This is a genomic window from Geomonas ferrireducens (assembly GCF_004917065.1).
Taxonomy (GTDB): domain Bacteria; phylum Desulfobacterota; class Desulfuromonadia; order Geobacterales; family Geobacteraceae; genus Geomonas; species Geomonas ferrireducens.
The window spans coordinates 126,093-141,380 of the sequence record NZ_SSYA01000002.1; the positions used below are offsets into that span (position 1 = coordinate 126,093).

13 protein-coding genes are annotated in these 15,288 nt (G+C 63.1%); 5 read left to right on the top strand and 8 right to left on the bottom strand.

Annotation, left to right across the window (positions count from 1 at the left end):
- Positions 1-119 precede the first annotated feature (119 nt).
- Positions 120-632, top strand: coding sequence for a GNAT family N-acetyltransferase (locus E8L22_RS09435; protein WP_136524954.1), 513 nt, complete (start codon positions 120-122; stop codon positions 630-632).
- Positions 629-1,846: a M20 family metallopeptidase gene (locus tag E8L22_RS09440; RefSeq protein WP_136524955.1), complete on the top strand. Its 1,218-nt coding sequence runs from the start codon at positions 629-631 to the stop codon at positions 1,844-1,846. The genes E8L22_RS09435 and E8L22_RS09440 overlap by 4 nt, the downstream gene beginning before the upstream one ends.
- Here E8L22_RS09440 and E8L22_RS09445 read toward each other — a convergent pair.
- From E8L22_RS09445 to E8L22_RS09455, 3 genes are read right to left on the bottom strand one after another with little or no spacing between them, the layout of a single operon-like run.
- Entirely contained in the window at positions 1,840-2,667 is an 828-nt protein-coding gene (locus tag E8L22_RS09445) for a c(7)-type cytochrome triheme domain-containing protein (protein WP_136524956.1), read from the bottom strand. The two genes, E8L22_RS09440 and E8L22_RS09445, sit on opposite strands and share 7 nt — an antisense overlap.
- Positions 2,668-2,689: 22 nt before the next feature.
- Positions 2,690-2,986 carry a hypothetical protein gene (locus E8L22_RS09450; RefSeq protein WP_136524957.1) on the bottom strand — a complete coding sequence of 99 codons (297 nt, stop codon included), beginning with the start codon at positions 2,984-2,986 and terminating at the stop codon, positions 2,690-2,692.
- Between the two features lie 3 nt (positions 2,987-2,989).
- Entirely contained in the window at positions 2,990-3,790 is an 801-nt protein-coding gene (locus tag E8L22_RS09455; protein ID WP_136524958.1) for a c(7)-type cytochrome triheme domain-containing protein, read from the bottom strand.
- 353 nt (positions 3,791-4,143) lie between these two features.
- On the opposite strand from E8L22_RS09455, the gene E8L22_RS09460 reads away from it, so the two are divergent.
- The 3 genes from E8L22_RS09460 (at position 4,144) to murB (ending at position 8,458) form a co-directional block, all read left to right on the top strand.
- A complete protein-coding gene (locus E8L22_RS09460; protein ID WP_246044602.1) occupies positions 4,144-5,361 on the top strand; it encodes an exo-beta-N-acetylmuramidase NamZ family protein in 1,218 nt (405 codons plus the stop codon).
- A 381-nt stretch (positions 5,362-5,742) separates the two neighbouring features.
- The gene (locus tag E8L22_RS09465; protein ID WP_136524960.1) at positions 5,743-7,437 is read left to right on the top strand and encodes a methyl-accepting chemotaxis protein; all 1,695 of its coding nucleotides are present in this window, start codon (positions 5,743-5,745) and stop codon (positions 7,435-7,437) included.
- Between the two features lie 55 nt (positions 7,438-7,492).
- Positions 7,493-8,458, top strand: coding sequence for a UDP-N-acetylmuramate dehydrogenase (gene murB, locus E8L22_RS09470; RefSeq protein WP_136524961.1), 966 nt, complete (start codon positions 7,493-7,495; stop codon positions 8,456-8,458).
- On the opposite strand, the gene E8L22_RS09475 is transcribed toward murB, so the two are convergent.
- The 5 genes from E8L22_RS09475 to E8L22_RS09490 all read right to left on the bottom strand — a co-directional run bounded on the left by E8L22_RS09475 (position 8,448) and on the right by E8L22_RS09490 (position 15,176).
- Positions 8,448-10,934 (bottom strand): ATP-binding protein, encoded by a 2,487-nt coding sequence (locus E8L22_RS09475; protein WP_136524962.1) that lies wholly within the window; start codon positions 10,932-10,934, stop codon positions 8,448-8,450. The genes murB and E8L22_RS09475 overlap by 11 nt on opposite strands.
- Positions 10,935-11,211: 277 nt before the next feature.
- Positions 11,212-11,340: a hypothetical protein gene (locus E8L22_RS21885; RefSeq protein ID WP_281282943.1), complete on the bottom strand. Its 129-nt coding sequence runs from the start codon at positions 11,338-11,340 to the stop codon at positions 11,212-11,214.
- Between the two features lie 180 nt (positions 11,341-11,520).
- Entirely contained in the window at positions 11,521-11,721 is a 201-nt protein-coding gene (locus tag E8L22_RS09480) for a cold-shock protein (protein WP_129126792.1), read from the bottom strand.
- A gap of 123 nt (positions 11,722-11,844) precedes the next feature.
- Positions 11,845-12,609: a hypothetical protein gene (locus E8L22_RS09485; RefSeq protein WP_246044603.1), complete on the bottom strand. Its 765-nt coding sequence runs from the start codon at positions 12,607-12,609 to the stop codon at positions 11,845-11,847.
- 68 nt (positions 12,610-12,677) lie between these two features.
- Positions 12,678-15,176, bottom strand: coding sequence for a response regulator (locus E8L22_RS09490; protein ID WP_136524963.1), 2,499 nt, complete (start codon positions 15,174-15,176; stop codon positions 12,678-12,680).
- Between the last annotated feature and the right edge of the window lie 112 nt (positions 15,177-15,288).

Below are 15,288 nucleotides of genomic sequence, written 5' to 3' on the forward strand. Positions count from 1 at the left end.
CGTCTCCCGCCGCGCACCCGCCGCGCAGTGAGATCGGCGAAAAAAGCTCTCCCAGTCCGGCGCCGCGTAACTCTGATATAATGTCAGCAGCAGGTATCAGAGCCGTCACGAGGTAGCTCATGCCGCAAGAAGTCCAGCACGAAGAAGACGCCCCCCGTATCCGCGAGATGATCATCGACGACCTCGCCGAGGTGTTCCACATCGGAGAGGAGGTCTTCACCGCCGAGTACTCCCAGAGCCTCTACCGCACCTGGGACGAGTACGAAATCACCACCCTATTCAACTCCGACAACGAGCTCTGTATCGTCGCCGAGCACGAGGAACGCATCGTCGGCTTCGCCCTCGGAACCACGGTGAAAAAGCACAACTCCCCCTGGAAGTACGGCTACCTGGTGTGGCTCGGCGTGCGCCGCGAACTCCAGAAGCTGCGCGTCGGGGAGCGCCTTTTCAAGGAACTGAAGAGGCGCTTCAAGGAGCAGGGGGTGCGCATGATCATCATCGACACCTCCGCCGACAACGAGGCCGCCATCCGCTTCTTCAAAAAGCACGGCTTCGACAACGTGCAGGAGCACGTCTACATGACCCTCAACCTCTCCAAACGTCACAAGAAAAGATCGGTGAAGAAGCAATGAGCGGGCGCTTAGCGGAGGTGATGGCCGCCATCGACCCGGTCCGCCTCAAAGGGACCCTCACCGACATGCTCGACATCTACTCCCCTTCCGGGAAGGAGGAGGACGTGCAGCTCTACCTGGAGGACCTCCTCTCCCGCGCCGGCTTCACCGTAGAGCGCCAGGAGGTCGAGGAGGAGCGCTACAACCTGCGTGTGACCATGGGGGAGGAGGAGCCGGAACTCTACCTGGTGGGACATGTCGACACGGTCCCGGCCTGGGACCTGGAGGAGTTCGGCGCGCGCGAAGAAGGGGACATCGTGCGCGGCCTGGGGAGCGCCGACATGAAGGGTGGGTGTGCGGCGATGCTGGAGACCTGGTTCGCCATGGCACAGGCGCTGAAACCCGCCCGCCGTCCGAGCGTCGGGCTTTTGCTTGTGGTCGGCGAGGAGGAAAACGGCGACGGCAGCGCCGCCTTCCTGAAGCGTTGCCGCCCCTCCTGGGCGGTGATCGGGGAGCCCACGAGCCTCTCCGCTTGCTTCGCCCACTTCGGCTACCTCGAGGCAGGGTTCGTGACCCGTGGGGTCAGGAGCCATTCATCGCTTCCCGAGCTTGGGCACAACGCGGTGGAGAGCATGCTGCGGGTGCTCCTGCACCTCGGCAAGGACCCGCTTTTCAAGCGCGGGGCGTCTGAGATCGTCTACTCGGTCCGCGAGATGCACTCCTCACAGAAGGGGTTCGTGGTGCCGGACCGCTGCGAGACCTGGATCGACCTGCACCTGCCGCCGGAGCGCGATCCTGCCTCGGTGGAACAGGGGATCCGGCGCGCCGTAGCCGGGGCGGGCCAGTTCATCCCCGGACTCGACCTCTCCGTCAGCTTCGACTTCGCCTCGGCCGGGTACAACCTCGGCACCGACAACGCCCCCGCACGCATCCTCGAAGAGATCTACCGCACCCTCGGCCTCACCTTACGCTTCGACGCCTTCCGCTCCCATTCGGACGGGAACCTTTTCCACGCCGCCGGGTGCAGTCCGCTCATCCTGGGACCGGGCGCGCTGGAACTCGCGCACACCCCGGAGGAGCAGGTCCCCTTCCCCGAGGTGCTGGCGGCAGCGCGCATATACGCGGCGCTATGCCTCGGCATGGACAGGTACGCCGCGCTTAGGGTCGAGGATAGGGGAACCATCGTCGGCTTCGACAGGCAGGCCTGCTGGGCCGGGTGCAGAAGGGATCAGTAGGAGTTGCTCATTCCCTTGTGGCAGCGCCGGCAGTCGTTCATGGGGAAAGCGACCAGCATGTGGCAGACGCCGCAGAAGTTGCCGTAGATGTTAGTTTCCATGGTGAAGGCGGTGGTGGATTTCAGCTTGATGTTGAAGACGTCGGGATGGCAGGAGGAGCAGTCGAGCTCGGCGTAGTGGTCCTGGTGCGAGAAGCTCACGTCGCTGCGCGGCGAGGCGGTGCCGAGTTTGAGGGGTTTTTTCAGTTTCTCCGGAAAGGGGAGCGTCACCTGGCCGGCAAGCGAGTTGACCGGGCGGATGTTCCCCTCGTTGTAGGCGGTGGCCCAGTCGATGCCGTTTCCGAAACTTGCCAGCGGCATCCCTTCTGCGAACTCCGCGAAGCGCTTGTTGAGCTCCTTGGTGTTCGCCATGTGGCACCTGTTGCACTGCTGGTTCGGCCCCGCCTGCACGGTGAAGGCGGTGGTACCGTCATGACAGGCGCCGCAGAACTTGCCGCTCGTGTACAGGGCCCTAGTGATACCGCTGTCGCCGCGCCGCATGCCGAAGTTGAGTTCCATATGGCAGACACGGCAGGTGTAGCGCGCCCGGTGCACCCAGTGGGGAAATACCACAGGCGCCATCCCGGCCGCCTTAGCCCTGCTGCGCATGGTGACGTTGCCGTACCGCTCGAAGGGGCCGTTCGGGGGGATGGTCTTCAGGACCTTGGCGAGTTCGGCACGGTCCATGGCCTGGGCACCCGTGCGGAGTGCGAGCGCCAGGGCAAGCGCCACCGCCGCCGTAAGCATCACCCGCGTCACTATCCGCATCCCCCCCGGTTTCATCTTCCCCCCTGTCCGATGCACGCTACTTGGCGTCGCTTTGCTTGTACTCCAGCATGTAGGCGTAAAGGTTGCGGCAAAGTGCGAGCCGCTTCAGGTACACCTTCCTCACCGAATCCTCCTGCACCTCGATCACCTTTTGCAGCGCCTCGCACTTCGCCAATAGGTCGCGCAGCTCCTGGACCGACATGGTCATCGCCTGGTCCGTTTTCGAGCAGGTCGCCTCGAATTCGGCGCGCCAGGATTCGCCCGCCGCTGCCGGCTGCGCCAGGGCAAGGGCGAGGATGAGGGCTGCGGTCGCTTTCTTCCAGTTAGCGGTCATGGCTCACCCCGCAACCGGCTTCGCATGGCAGCGCTTGCAGTCGCTCTGCGGGAAGGCGACCTTGTCGTGGCATACGCCGCAGTACTTGCCGTCGAACAGATCGATCATGGAGTACTTGGTCGCCCCTTTCCTGATGCCGACGAAGATGTCGGGGTGGCAGACCTCGCAGCCGTTCCAGACCGTGTGCTTCGCGTGGGAGAAGATGATGTCGGGCATCCCCTCGACTTTTCCCTTGAGGGTGAAATCCTTCTGTACCTTCATGGTCCCCTTCTTCAGGGAGACCCCTTCCAGAGAGTCCACCAATTTGATCCGGCCCATCTCCTCGGCCTTTTCCCAGTTGATGCCGTTACCGAAGGTCTCGCGCGGCATTCCCTCCTGGAAACGGTAGAACGCCTCCTCCCGGGCCGGGTCCTTCTCCAGGGCATGGCACTTCACGCAGCGCTTGTACTCCTCGCGGTTATAGGTGGTGGCGCAGGAGGCGAAGATCTTGGTCTTGTTGAAGGTTGAGGAGCCGTTGTGGCAGACACCGCAGAAAAACCCTTTGCCGTTGTCGGCGGCGTGGATCTGGGTGGAATTGGCGGTCATGCCGAAGCCGATGTCGACATGGCAGAGGCGGCAGGTGTAGTTCTTGCGGTGCACCCAGTGGTCGAACACCACCGGCGGCATCCCGGCCTGCTGCGAATAGTTGTTGATGGTGACGCTCCCGAAGTCCTGAGGCAGCGGCTTTTTCTTCTTCATCCCCGCGCCCCAAAGAACGCCGGCGCAGCATAAAAGGATCAGACAGGCAAGAAACAGTCTTCGCATGGCACTCCCCCCAGATCATCCCAGACAGCAGGAAGACATCATTATCATCAGCAAATGTGATCAATCTATTCCAAACATTCAAATATGACAAGACTTATTTTAATGTCTTTTTGATGAAAGGCAACACAGGATCAAGCGGATGCTTATGCCTGTCCGCCCCCCGCTCTGTCCCAGGGCCGCCCCCCCATCTCTCTCTCACTCTCTCTTGTCGACCGTAGCCTTGGCGAAGGTCGATGTCAGCCGTAGCCTTGGCGAAGGTTGACGGGCTTGCTCTTTAGGTCCGGTTTACGGTAAGCTCTCGTATCATCAAAACTTCAAGGCGGTAGAACGTGTATCGAGCAGTACCTTCCGTTGTGGCAGTGATCCTAGTACTGATCCTTTCCCTTCCCATACCTTCCCTGGCCGGCACGGTGAAGACCGGAGCCGAGGTACTGAGCGAGCAGAATTTTCTCCCTCTGCATGGGAAGCGTTTCGCCCTGGTCACCAACCAATCGGCGGTGGTAGGCGGCACCCACATCATCGAGTTGATGCGGCAAAAAGGCGTGCATCCGGCACTCATCTTCACCCCCGAACACGGTCTCAAGGGGAACGCCGAGGACGGCGTGAAGCTCGCCGACGACGACAGCGCGACGATCCCGGTGAAAAGCCTGTACGGCGTAACAAAGAAGCCGCGTCCCGAGGACCTGAAGGGGATCGATCTCATCGTCTTCGACATCCAGGACGCGGGGGTGCGCTTTTATACCTACATTTCCACCATGGGGCTCGCCATGGAGGCGGCGGCGCAGGCGGGCATCCCCTTCATGGTGCTCGACCGTCCGAACCCGCTTGGGGGAGAGTACGTGGCGGGCTTCGTGCGCGACAAGATCCCCGGGAGCTTCACCTCGCTCTATCCCATTCCTCTCGCCCACGGCATGACGGTAGGAGAGCTCGCGGGGATGATCAAGGGGGAAGCGATGCTGCCGGGGCTTGCCCGGCTCGAGCTCTCCGTGGTGCGCATGCAGGGGTGGGAGCGCGGCATGCGCTGGCCCGACACCACCCTCACCTGGGTGGCAACGAGCCCCAACCTTGCGGCACTCGACTCGGTGCTGCTCTACCCGGGGACGGGACTCCTGGAGGGGACTGGCGCCTCGGAAGGACGCGGCAGCAGCACGCCTTTCAGGCTCGCGGGGTGGCCCGGCATCGACGCGAGCGCCCTCGCACAGCGCCTGAACGAACAGCAGCTCCCGGGGGTGCGCTTCTCCCCGGTGCTGTTCACGCCGGTCCGGCTCCCGGGTATCTCCAGCGCGCCCAAGTACCGTGACCGCGAGGTGGCCGGGGTGAGCATAAGCATCACGGATTACCGGAAGCTTCTCCCGGTCGAGACGGGTGTCTCCGTCTTGAAGGCACTCCAGGAGGCGCTTCCGGAGAAGGCCCGCACCGCGTTCTTTCGGGGTGGTTTTGACGACATGGCGGGATCTACCGTGCTGCGCAAGGCGCTCGTGGCAGGGCTGTCAGCGCAACAGGTCGAGCTACTGTGGACCCCCGGGGTGGAGGCCTTCCTGGAGCAGCGCCGCCCCTACCTGCTTTACTGAGATAGGTAAAAAAATGGGGGTACCCGCTAGGGTACCCCCGGTGCAACGTGGGTATCGGCCGCACTGCGCACATTCCTTCAGGGAAGTCTGCCGGGCCGCCTTCTGGCGCCTTCTCCCCGGCGCAATGCCGGGCCTGGCGCACTTCTGTGCCCCGGCATCCATATGCGTCAACACCTGTGGCTTATCGCCGATCCCTTCCGCTACTTGAGCACTATTTTCCTTTAGCCTTCCCTACCACTCTCAATCAAAACTTCCCGTTCTGACTCAAGCATCAGTTTTTGCGCACTTTTAACGGTAAAAAACCCTAAATTACCGACGTCAGCTGCCGATATGATTGGTCGAGACTGCGACAACGACGTCCACCAAAATAAGGAAAAACTCATGGAACGGAAATACAGACTGTCATTTCGAATCAAACTGCTTCTGCTGGTGCTGGTTAGTTGCGGCGTCCTCGGGGCCCCCACCGGTCTCACAGTGATGAAGCAGTTTTATGACTCTAACAACCGTTTCAACGCTGCCTACCGCGACGCCCTCTACTCCTCTTCCGACGCGCTCCTGAAGTCCGAGGTGCAGACCGCGGTGAGCCTGCTGCAGGCCGTCAGCGACCGGGTCTCCAAAGGCGAGATCACCCTCGATGATGCGAAGAAGCAGGGGGCCGATCTTTTGCGCGGCCTCAAGTTCGGCAAGGACGGCTACTTCTGGGCCGATACCTCCGACGGCACCAACGTCGTTCTCCTGGGCAAACCCGCAGAAGGGAAGAACAGGATGAACGCGCAGGATGCGAAGGGGAAATACCTGATCCGCGAGATCATCAAGAACGGCATGCAGCCCGAGGGGGGCTTCACCGATTACCATTTCCCCCGGCCGGGCAGCGATACCCCCATCGCCAAACGCGGCTACTCGCTCTACTTCAAGCCTTTCGACTGGGTGATCGGCACCGGCAGCTACGTCGACGACCTGGACGCCCGGGTCGCCAAGGAGGCCCAGACCAACAAGGAAGTGATCCTCAAGGACGTCTACCTCGTGATCGTTCTCACCGTGGTGCTTCTGGCGGGGATCTGCATCGTCGCGATACTCGTGGTGCGCCAGCTCCTAAGCCACATCGGCACCGAACCCGAAGAGCTCGCCTCGATCGCCGAACAGGTGGCCGCGGGAGACCTTACCGTCCGCCTCGAGCCTGGCAAAAGCGGTATCTATGAGGCGATGCGCCGCATGGTGGAGGGGCTTAGGGACGTGATGACCAAGGTGAACCGCAGCGCGCTGGACGTCTCGGCCGCCGCCGGGGAGCTCAACGAAAACGCCCGCCGCACCGCCGACGGCGCGAGCGAGGTGGTGCACCAGGCCGAGACCGTGGCCGTGGCGAGCGAAGAGATGTCCTGCACCAGCAACGAGATCGCCAAGAACTGCCAGCTCGCCGCCGGGAGCTCCGGACGCGCCAGCAGCTCGGCGCAAAGCGGCGCCGCCATCGTGAAGGAGACGGTCCAGGGTATGAACCGGATCGCGGAGCATGTGCGCCAGTCCGCGGGGGTCGTGGAACAGCTCGGCACCCGCAGCGACCAGATCGGCGAGATCGTCGCCACCATAGAGGACATCGCCGACCAGACCAACCTGCTCGCCCTGAACGCGGCCATAGAGGCGGCGCGCGCCGGTGAACAGGGACGCGGGTTCGCGGTGGTCGCCGACGAGGTGCGGGCGCTCGCGGAGCGTACCACCAAGGCGACCCGCGAGATCGGCAACATGATCAAGTCGATCCAGCAGGAAACAAGGCAGGCGGTGCAGGCCATGGAAGAGGGGGTGCAGGAGGTTGAGCGCGGCACCGGCGAGGCGGCCCGTTCCGGCGAGGCGCTCGAGGAGATCCTCTCCCAGATCGAAGAGGTCGCGGGACAGATCAGTCAGATCGTCACCGCGGCGGAAGAGCAGACCGCGACGACGCACGAGATCACGGACAACATCCACCGGATCTCCGAAACCGTTCAGGAGAGCGCCCGCGGCTCCGAGGAGATTTCGGCCGCCTCGAACCAGCTCTCGCGGCTCTCGGTGGAGATGCAGGAGATGGTGCAGCGCTTCAGGATCTAGCACCGTCCACATCCTATGCTTTGGTATCCGGGGCGATTCGTGTATCCTATTGCCTATGCCCAGCCAGAAACCGAACCGCCAAGACGGCGTCATCATCGAGGAGGAGATCCTCCTCGCCCCCTTCACCACCTTCCAAATCGGCGGGCCGGCGCGCTATTTCGCCCGTGCCCGCACCGTTCAACAGGTGCGCCAGGCCCTGCGTTTCGCCCAGGACCAGGCGCTTCCCTTTTGTTTCCTCGGCGGTGGCAGCAACCTCCTCGTGAGCGATGACGGCTTCGAAGGCCTCGTGATACGGCTTGCCATGGATGCGGTTTCGGTCGACGGCGCAACCGTTTCGGTCGAGGCTGGGTACGACCTGAACCGCCTCGTGCTCGATTCGGCGCAGTGGGGGCTCTCGGGACTCGAGTCCCTGGCGGGGATACCAGGCACGGTGGGTGGGGCGGTACGCGGCAACGCCGGTGCCTACGGCGGCGCCATCGGCGACGTGGCGACCTCGGTCTCGGTCCTAGACACGGCGACCCTGGACGTGATCGCCATGCCGCGCGAAGAGTGCTCCTTCTCCTACCGGGACAGCCTTTTCAAGCGCGACCCGTGGCTTGCCGTGATGGGGACGGTCCTCACCCTATCCCCGGCAGACCCGGCAGAGATCAAGGGGAGCATCGAGCAGACCCTCGCCAAGCGGGAGGCGAAACAGCTCTCCTGCGACCGGAGCGCCGGCTCCTTCTTCATGAACCCCGTGGTGCAGGACGCCGAACTGATCAGTAGCTTTGAGGCGGAACAGGGGGTGCGTTGCCGGGAGTGCCGCATACCCGCCGGCTGGCTTATCGACCGGGCCGGGATGCGCAGCCTGCGGGTCGGGGGGGCGGCGGTGAGCCACAGACACGCCAACTACCTGGTCAACACCGGAGGCGCAACCGCGGCCCAGATGGTGGAACTGGCTCAACAGATCAAGGCGGGGGTACGGGAAAGGCTCGGGGTGCTGCTCCAGGAGGAGGTCAGCACCCTCGGGTTCACGCGGTAGCGGCGCAGGCCACGGCCCTGAACTCGGCGAAGGAGGCCTCGAGTTCGGACAGCAGCACGGGAAGGGTCGGCTGCTCTTCGGGCTTTTGGGCCGCATGTTCCATCTGCAGCGCCACGGCGCGCATCACCTCGGCTCCGATGCTCGCTGCAGCCCCCTTGATCGAATGGGCCTGCAGCCGCACCTCCGGGTAGTCCCCACCGTCCACCGCCTCACGCAGCAAAAGGATCAGTTTTTCGCTGGTCGCGCAGTACTTCTCCACGAAGATCTCCACGAATTCAGCCCCACCCATCCTCTGCACCAAACCGTTGCGATCAAAAACGGGCGTGGCTTCCTCCACGCCGGAAGACGCCGAAGCCGCATCTTCCAGGCCGGCACCGGAGCCGCCTGACGATGCCTCGGCGGCCGCACTGGATGCCTCGACGGGAGTCGAAACCGACCCTTCGCCGGAGATCGCCCCACGCTCGGGAATCCAGCGCCGCAAGACGTCGCGCAACTGGCCGCAGTCGTAAGGCTTGCTGAGGTAATCGTCCATCCCGGCGGCAAGGCAGAGTTCCCGGTCTCCGGCCACAGCGTTCGCGGTTAGTGCCACGATGGGGAGGTGCCCGCCGCTCTCCTTCTCCTGGGCGCGGATCGCCCTTGTCGCGGCGAAGCCGTCCATCTGCGGCATTTGACAGTCCATGAACAGCAGGTGATATCTCCCCTGCGCCGCCGCGGTAACGGCAAGCGCCCCGTTCTCCACGATCACCACCCGGCACCCCAGAAGCCCAAGCATGTGGCGCACTACGTCCTGGTTCACCGGGTTGTCCTCCGCGACGAGGATCAAGGCGTCGAAGCGCTCCGACGGCTCACCTGCCGGCAGGCAGAGCTGGTGCGCGAGGCTTTCGGGGACGCCGTCTATGACCTTCATGCTGACGCTGAACCAGAAGGTGGAGCCGACCCCGTACTCGCTGGAAAGCCCGAGCTCCCCTCCCATCAGCTCGGCGAGCTGCCTGGAAATGGCAAGCCCCAGGCCGGTGCCGCCGAAAGTGCGGGTGGTCGAGTAATCGGCCTGGGAGAAGCTCTCGAAGATGTGCGCCTGCGCCTCGGGGCGGATACCGATGCCGGTGTCGGCCACCTCGAAACGCACCTCCCCCTCCCCTTCTCCGGCGACCGGTGCCGCGGACAGACGCACCTCGCCGCGGCTGGTGAACTTGACGGCGTTCCCCACCAGGTTCACGAGGATCTGGCGCAGCCGCACCGCGTCCCCCTCGACGTAACGAGGCAGTTCCGGGTCGATCGTGAGCGAGATCCCCACCCCCTTGCGCTGCGCACCGGCGGCGAAGATCTCCAGCACCCCGCCCAGGAGGTCGTGCAGGTCGAACGGGGCGGGCTCGAGCTCCATGCGCCCGGCCTCTATCTTCGAGAAATCGAGGATGTCGTTGATGATGGAGAGGAGCGATTCGCCGGAATTGCGCACCGCGTCGGCGAAACGGCGCTGCTCGCCGGAGAGCCCGCTTTCCAGAAGGACGCTCACCATGCCGAGCACCCCGTTCATCGGGGTACGGATCTCGTGGCTCATGTTGGCTAGAAACTGCGACTTGGCGAGGCTCGCGGCCTCGGCCGCCTCCTTGGAGACGCGCAGTTCCGCCACCGTCTGGTTCAGCTCCCGGTTCGTCGCCGAGAGCTCGGAGGTCCTGCGCTGCACTTCGGCCTCGAGCTCCTGACGATGCGCCTCTAGTTTCTCGTCTCGCTGCTGGATCTGCACCAGCATCCCGTTGAACCCCTCGATGAGGGTGCCGAGCTCATCGTTTCCCTGCTTTTTCGCGCGCACCGAATAGTTCTTGTCGATCGACACCGCCCTGATGACCTGCGCCAGGTGGGTGATGGGGGCCGAGATGAAACGCTGCAGACGCGAGGCGAGGAAATAGGCGAGCAGGAGCGCGCTCAGCATGACCGCAGCCACGAGGAAGAAGTAGCGTGCCAGGCGGTCGGTGAACTCGCTGGCATCGGACTGCAACACCACGGTGCCGATCTTTTGCTGGTCCAGGACGATGGGGTAGACGCCGTAGATGGCGTCGCTGATGGCAAGGGGGGAACGTGAGTGCTCTAGGGTCTCGCGCAGCCGCTTTTCGTCGATGCGCAACCGGCCGCCGAACCCGGTCATGAACCGGGGTTTGGTGCCTCCCGGCGCCTGGTAACTGGCAAGCACCGTGTTGTCCTGCAGCATGATGAAAGCAAGGCGGATGTAAGGCTTGGCGCGGAGCGCGGCGACGGTCTCTCCAGCGGCGGCCCGATCGCTGAAGGCGACCGCGGCGGAGCTGTTGTTGCCTATGATCTCGGCGAGGGCGGAAAGCTCGGTTTGCATCTCCCTGCGGAAGCGGTTGGCCTCGTTCACCACGAAGGCGACCGAAACGAGCGCGAGTACGACCGCGTTGGTGAGCAGCAGCATGCCGATGAGTTTGCGTCTGATGGAGAGGTCGCGGAACCGGTTGATCATGAACTCTTTTCTCGTGCGGAAGCGCCGTGAGCGTTAGAAACCATAGCAGCCTTGTCGGCAAAGCCCGCGATTTCTTTAGCCCAAAATCCCGCCGGTCCCGGTGCCTCCGGTCATCTGCCGAGCCGGCACGCCTTTCTTCCGAAAGCAGACCCGCAGCCCCCGACCACCGCCGCGCCGGTTGCCCCCTCCCCACGGAGGGGGGAGGCTGCCAGAGGGGACAGGGCCTTAACGGGACAGGCACCTGCGGAACCAGTCCCCTGGCAGCGCTCCCCCCGGTTCACCTGCTCACCGCGGTCTTGTGCTCCGCGATGAGGCCGCGGTCTGCAACTACGGCGTGTCCTACGACGGCGATTCCGGCCATAATGACGGCGATGCAGCAGTACCGCGTCTTCCTGTTGATTTTCATACGGCACCCCCGGAAGATTAAATTAGACCAATAGTGGATAGCACAGGGGGAAGGGTTGTCAACAAAAGTGGACGAGGCGGGGGGGATGCAACCGATGTTGCGGCGCGGAATTCCGGCGGAAGGCAAAAAAAAAGTCCCGGATCGCTCCGGGACTTTTTTGTGCGGCTGATGACTGATTCGCTATACGCGGGTCACGTTAGCTGCCTGCAGACCTTTCGGCCCCTTGGCAACTTCGAAGGTGACGCTATCGCCTTCAGCAAGGGATTTGAACCCGTCGCCGGTGATGGCGGAGAAGTGCACGAATACGTCGTCGCCATTCTCCTGCTCAATGAAACCAAACCCCTTGCTGTCGTTAAACCATTTTACAGTTCCGTTAACCATTTACTTTTACCTTCTCCATGTCTTTCTGCTGATATTCGTCCGGCTCATCCGGACCTTCGACACATTAACAGCTTGGTTCCGACAAAGCAAGCAATTAAATTTTCGCCTTTTTTCCCCGCCTTGCTACTGCGCCAGATTCACCACGACGTCGAGCCCGTCGATGGTGAGCGTCGTCACCGCGCCGGCGCCCACCACGGTGGAGAGGTTGCGCACGAAGATCCGTCTTCCGTTCAGGAACGGGAAGGTCCTGGTATCGTTGAAGAAGTTGCTGGGGATCTCGTCGGTCTCGCTTACGCCGTAGATCGCCTTGCCGGAGTTCAGCGAGTCCTTGATGCTAACCACGTGCGTCCCCAAAACGCCGTCGACGCTGGTGATCACCGCCATCGCCTGCCGGTAGGGGGAGGGCTGCAGCACCGTGAGCGTGAAAGAAGGTTTCTCAATATACCTGGTGGTGCTGATGAACTGGGCGCTTTCACTCCCGATGGAGAGCGTGGTCGTGGTCGTGGTCCCCAGGGTGCTCGCAGCGGTGTGGGTCACGGTGACCTTGTCGCCGTTTTGCACCGCCCCGTCGCTGTTCGTCGGGGTGCCGCCGTTCACCGAGTACTTGCTGTCCCCTCCCACCGAACCGGTGACGCTGATCGGGCTGGAGGAGCCGGTGAGTCCTGAGACGGTGATCGGGGCGGAGGTCACCTGGGCGTCGGGCTCGGTTCCGGGCACGGCGGCGAAGGAGAAGGAGTCGGGGGTGGTCGGGAGCCGCTGGTACTCCGGGAGCCACTCCACCTTGCCGCAGCCGGCGACGGTGAAGATGAGCAGCAACAGGAAGGTCTTGAAAAGGGCGCTGCGGCGCATGCATGGCGCGCGGTCCGGACCTGCGTTCAGGGGTTCCATGGCATATCCTCGTGTGCTGGAAGGTGCAAAAGCAGGATATTACTCAAAGAAGGGGACGTTGACAAGGGCTACTCTTTGCAGAGCCCCTTGAACGCCTCGCGCAGCGCGGAAAGCTTGTACGGTTTCTGGATGAAACCTGCGATCCCTTTGCCCAGGAACTTGTGGGTCACCTCGTGTTCGGTGAAGCCGCTGGAGATGATCACCTTTACCCCTGGATCGATGCGGCGCAGTTCCCGGAAGCACTGCTCCCCGTCCATCTGCGGCATGGTCAGGTCGAGCAGCACGAAGCTGATGTCGTCGCGGCTTTTGAAAAGCTCCACCCCCTGCAACCCGTCCGCCGCGGCCAACACATGGAACCCAAGCTCATGCAACATCTCGCTTGCCAGGGAGCGGATGGTCTCCTCGTCGTCGATGAGGAGCACGGTCCCGCTCCCCTTCCACGGCACGGAGTCACCATCCCGATGGTTGCTGGTGGCGGCCGGTCTGTCTCCGGCAGGAAACATCACCTTGAAGGTGCTCCCCTCCCCCGGCTCGCTGTAGACCCGGATCGCCCCGCTATGCCCGCGCACGATGCCGAGGACCGCGGCCATGCCGAGTCCCCGTCCGGTGAACTTGGTGGTGAAAAAGGGCTCGAAGATCTTGCCGATGGTATCCCGGTCCATGCCGCAGCCGGTGTCGGCGACCTCCAGGTAGACATAGCGCCCGGGCGGAACCGGGTCGGAAAGCCACCCCCCCTTCAGGTATTCCGGGGTCACCTCGATGCAGCCGGTCGACAACGAGATCACCCCGTTTCGATCGCCGATCGCCTCGGAGGAGTTGATCACGAGGTTCATCACCACCTGACGGATCTGGGTCGCATCGACGGTCACCGCGGGAAGCGGGTGTTGCAGGTGGTAGCGCAGCGCCGCCTTCTTCGAGATGGAGACGCTCAACATGTGCCCCATCTCCTCCACCAGCCGGTTCAGGTCGAGTTCCTCGGTGACGAAGCGCCCCTTGCCGGAATAGGCGAGCATCTGGCGCGCCAGATCGGCGGCCCGCGACGCCGCGGTCTCTATGCTGCGCAGATTTTCCACCGCCGGTGACTCGGGGGAGAGACGCATCAGGGCGAGATCGGCATTACCGACGATGGCGGTGAGGATGTTGTTGAAATCGTGGGCGATCCCACCGGCCAGCACCCCCAGGCTCTCCAGCTTCTGGGTGTGCAGCATCTGCTTTTCGAGTTTAAGACGCTCTTCCTCGGAGTTTTTGCGCTCCGTGATGTCGTGCGCGGACCAGACCACCCGCTCCCGTGCCATGGGGGCGACGCTCCCGGCGAACCAGACCTCTTTCCCGTCTATGTTGAGCTGGTATTCGACCAGTACGGTGCGCCCCGTCTCCTGTGCCTCGTGAATCGCAGACAGGAAGAAGTCGGCCTGCTCCTTCGGGAAGACCTCGTGCAGGCGCTTGCCCAGCAGTTCCGCGGGGGGGAGGTAAAGCGTGTTCGTCCCGGTGGGAGCGATCTCGAGGTAGCGTCCTTCTGCGTCCAGGACCAGGATGACATCGGTCAGGGAGGCGAAGATGGAACGAAATTTCTCCTGCGAGGACTTGAGGGCCTCCTCGGCGTGCTTGCGCTCCGCCACCTCGACCTGAAGCAGCGCGTTGGACTCCGAGAGCTCCCGGGTCTTCTCTTCCACCATCTGCTGCAAAAGGATGGGTTGGCGCAGGAACCACCAGGCGAGGAGCGCGCTGAGGGAGCTGAGGAACAGGATCAGGAGCAGCTCGAGGGCGACGAAACCGGCCAGGTGCCACCCCTGCACCGGCTCGACCGAGACGGTCCAGGCGCCGTTGGGGACGACGACCTCCTGGCTTACCGGGTCGCGCAGAGGGCTACCCACCGACCAGAAGACCTCCTTCTTCCCCGTCTCCGGGTTAATGCGTGAGATCTGGTAGTTGTACTCCTTACCCAGCACGGTCAGGTTCGAGCTGTGCAGGAAATCCTGCAGGCGCAGCATGGCGACGGTAAAGCCCCAGAAACGCTCCCCCCCCTCTTCCTTAAGAAAAACGGGAAGCCTGCCTACGACGGCCTTGCCTCCTCCCTGGATCAGGTCGAAGGGGCCTGCGAGGGTGAGCTTCTTGGTGCGCAAGGCAAGAAGCGCCTCCTTGTTACGCCGGTTGTCGGCAAGCAGGTTGTGACCGATGGCTTTTTCGTTGCCGGTGAGGGGGACGACCTGGCTGATGATCCCACGGGGGGCAAGCTGGAGGGCGCTGGTACCTGGATAGAGCTCGAGCATTTCCCGAGCTATTTGGGGGAAATTGGAGATTTCGCCGTCACCCTGCCGGATGAGCGCGGCGAGGGCGTAGGTCGAGGAAAGGGCGCGGTTCAGGTTGTCCCGGATGCCGTGCGCCACCTGGGCGGTGAGGTCGCCGGCCGCCTGGCGCCGACTCTGCACGCGGTTCTCCTCGTAGAGCCAGACGATGGTGCCGCTAACGGCCGCGCCGAACACGAAGGCGGCAATAACGGTTAGCACCAGTCTGGCGCTGCAGGCGCGGCTCTTATGCACTTTTTGCTGCTGAATGTTTTCTTGCATGGGCTCCACTTTTGCCGGTCTGTGCCTGCGCCGACGGCAGCCTCAAAGCCTCATTTCCTCCCACTGAATACATTAAACGGAAAGGATACGCCAGCAAAAAAGTAAAGAACCC

What these genes read in the sequence shown, in the direction of transcription:
- E8L22_RS09465 (WP_136524960.1), top strand. Translation starts at nt 5,743, where the DNA reads ATGGAACGGAAATACAGACTGTCATTTCGAATCAAACTGCTTCTGCTG.
- E8L22_RS09485 (WP_246044603.1), bottom strand. Translation starts at nt 12,609, where the DNA reads ATGGAACCCCTGAACGCAGGTCCGGACCGCGCGCCATGCATGCGCCGC.
- E8L22_RS09440 (WP_136524955.1), top strand. Translation starts at nt 629, where the DNA reads ATGAGCGGGCGCTTAGCGGAGGTGATGGCCGCCATCGACCCGGTCCGC.
- E8L22_RS21885 (WP_281282943.1), bottom strand. Translation starts at nt 11,340, where the DNA reads ATGAAAATCAACAGGAAGACGCGGTACTGCTGCATCGCCGTCATTATG.
- E8L22_RS09445 (WP_136524956.1), bottom strand. Translation starts at nt 2,667, where the DNA reads ATGAAACCGGGGGGGATGCGGATAGTGACGCGGGTGATGCTTACGGCG.
- E8L22_RS09435 (WP_136524954.1), top strand. Translation starts at nt 120, where the DNA reads ATGCCGCAAGAAGTCCAGCACGAAGAAGACGCCCCCCGTATCCGCGAG.
- E8L22_RS09455 (WP_136524958.1), bottom strand. Translation starts at nt 3,790, where the DNA reads ATGCGAAGACTGTTTCTTGCCTGTCTGATCCTTTTATGCTGCGCCGGC.
- murB (WP_136524961.1), top strand. Translation starts at nt 7,493, where the DNA reads ATGCCCAGCCAGAAACCGAACCGCCAAGACGGCGTCATCATCGAGGAG.
- E8L22_RS09490 (WP_136524963.1), bottom strand. Translation starts at nt 15,176, where the DNA reads ATGCAAGAAAACATTCAGCAGCAAAAAGTGCATAAGAGCCGCGCCTGC.
- E8L22_RS09450 (WP_136524957.1), bottom strand. Translation starts at nt 2,986, where the DNA reads ATGACCGCTAACTGGAAGAAAGCGACCGCAGCCCTCATCCTCGCCCTT.
- E8L22_RS09480 (WP_129126792.1), bottom strand. Translation starts at nt 11,721, where the DNA reads ATGGTTAACGGAACTGTAAAATGGTTTAACGACAGCAAGGGGTTTGGT.
- E8L22_RS09475 (WP_136524962.1), bottom strand. Translation starts at nt 10,934, where the DNA reads ATGATCAACCGGTTCCGCGACCTCTCCATCAGACGCAAACTCATCGGC.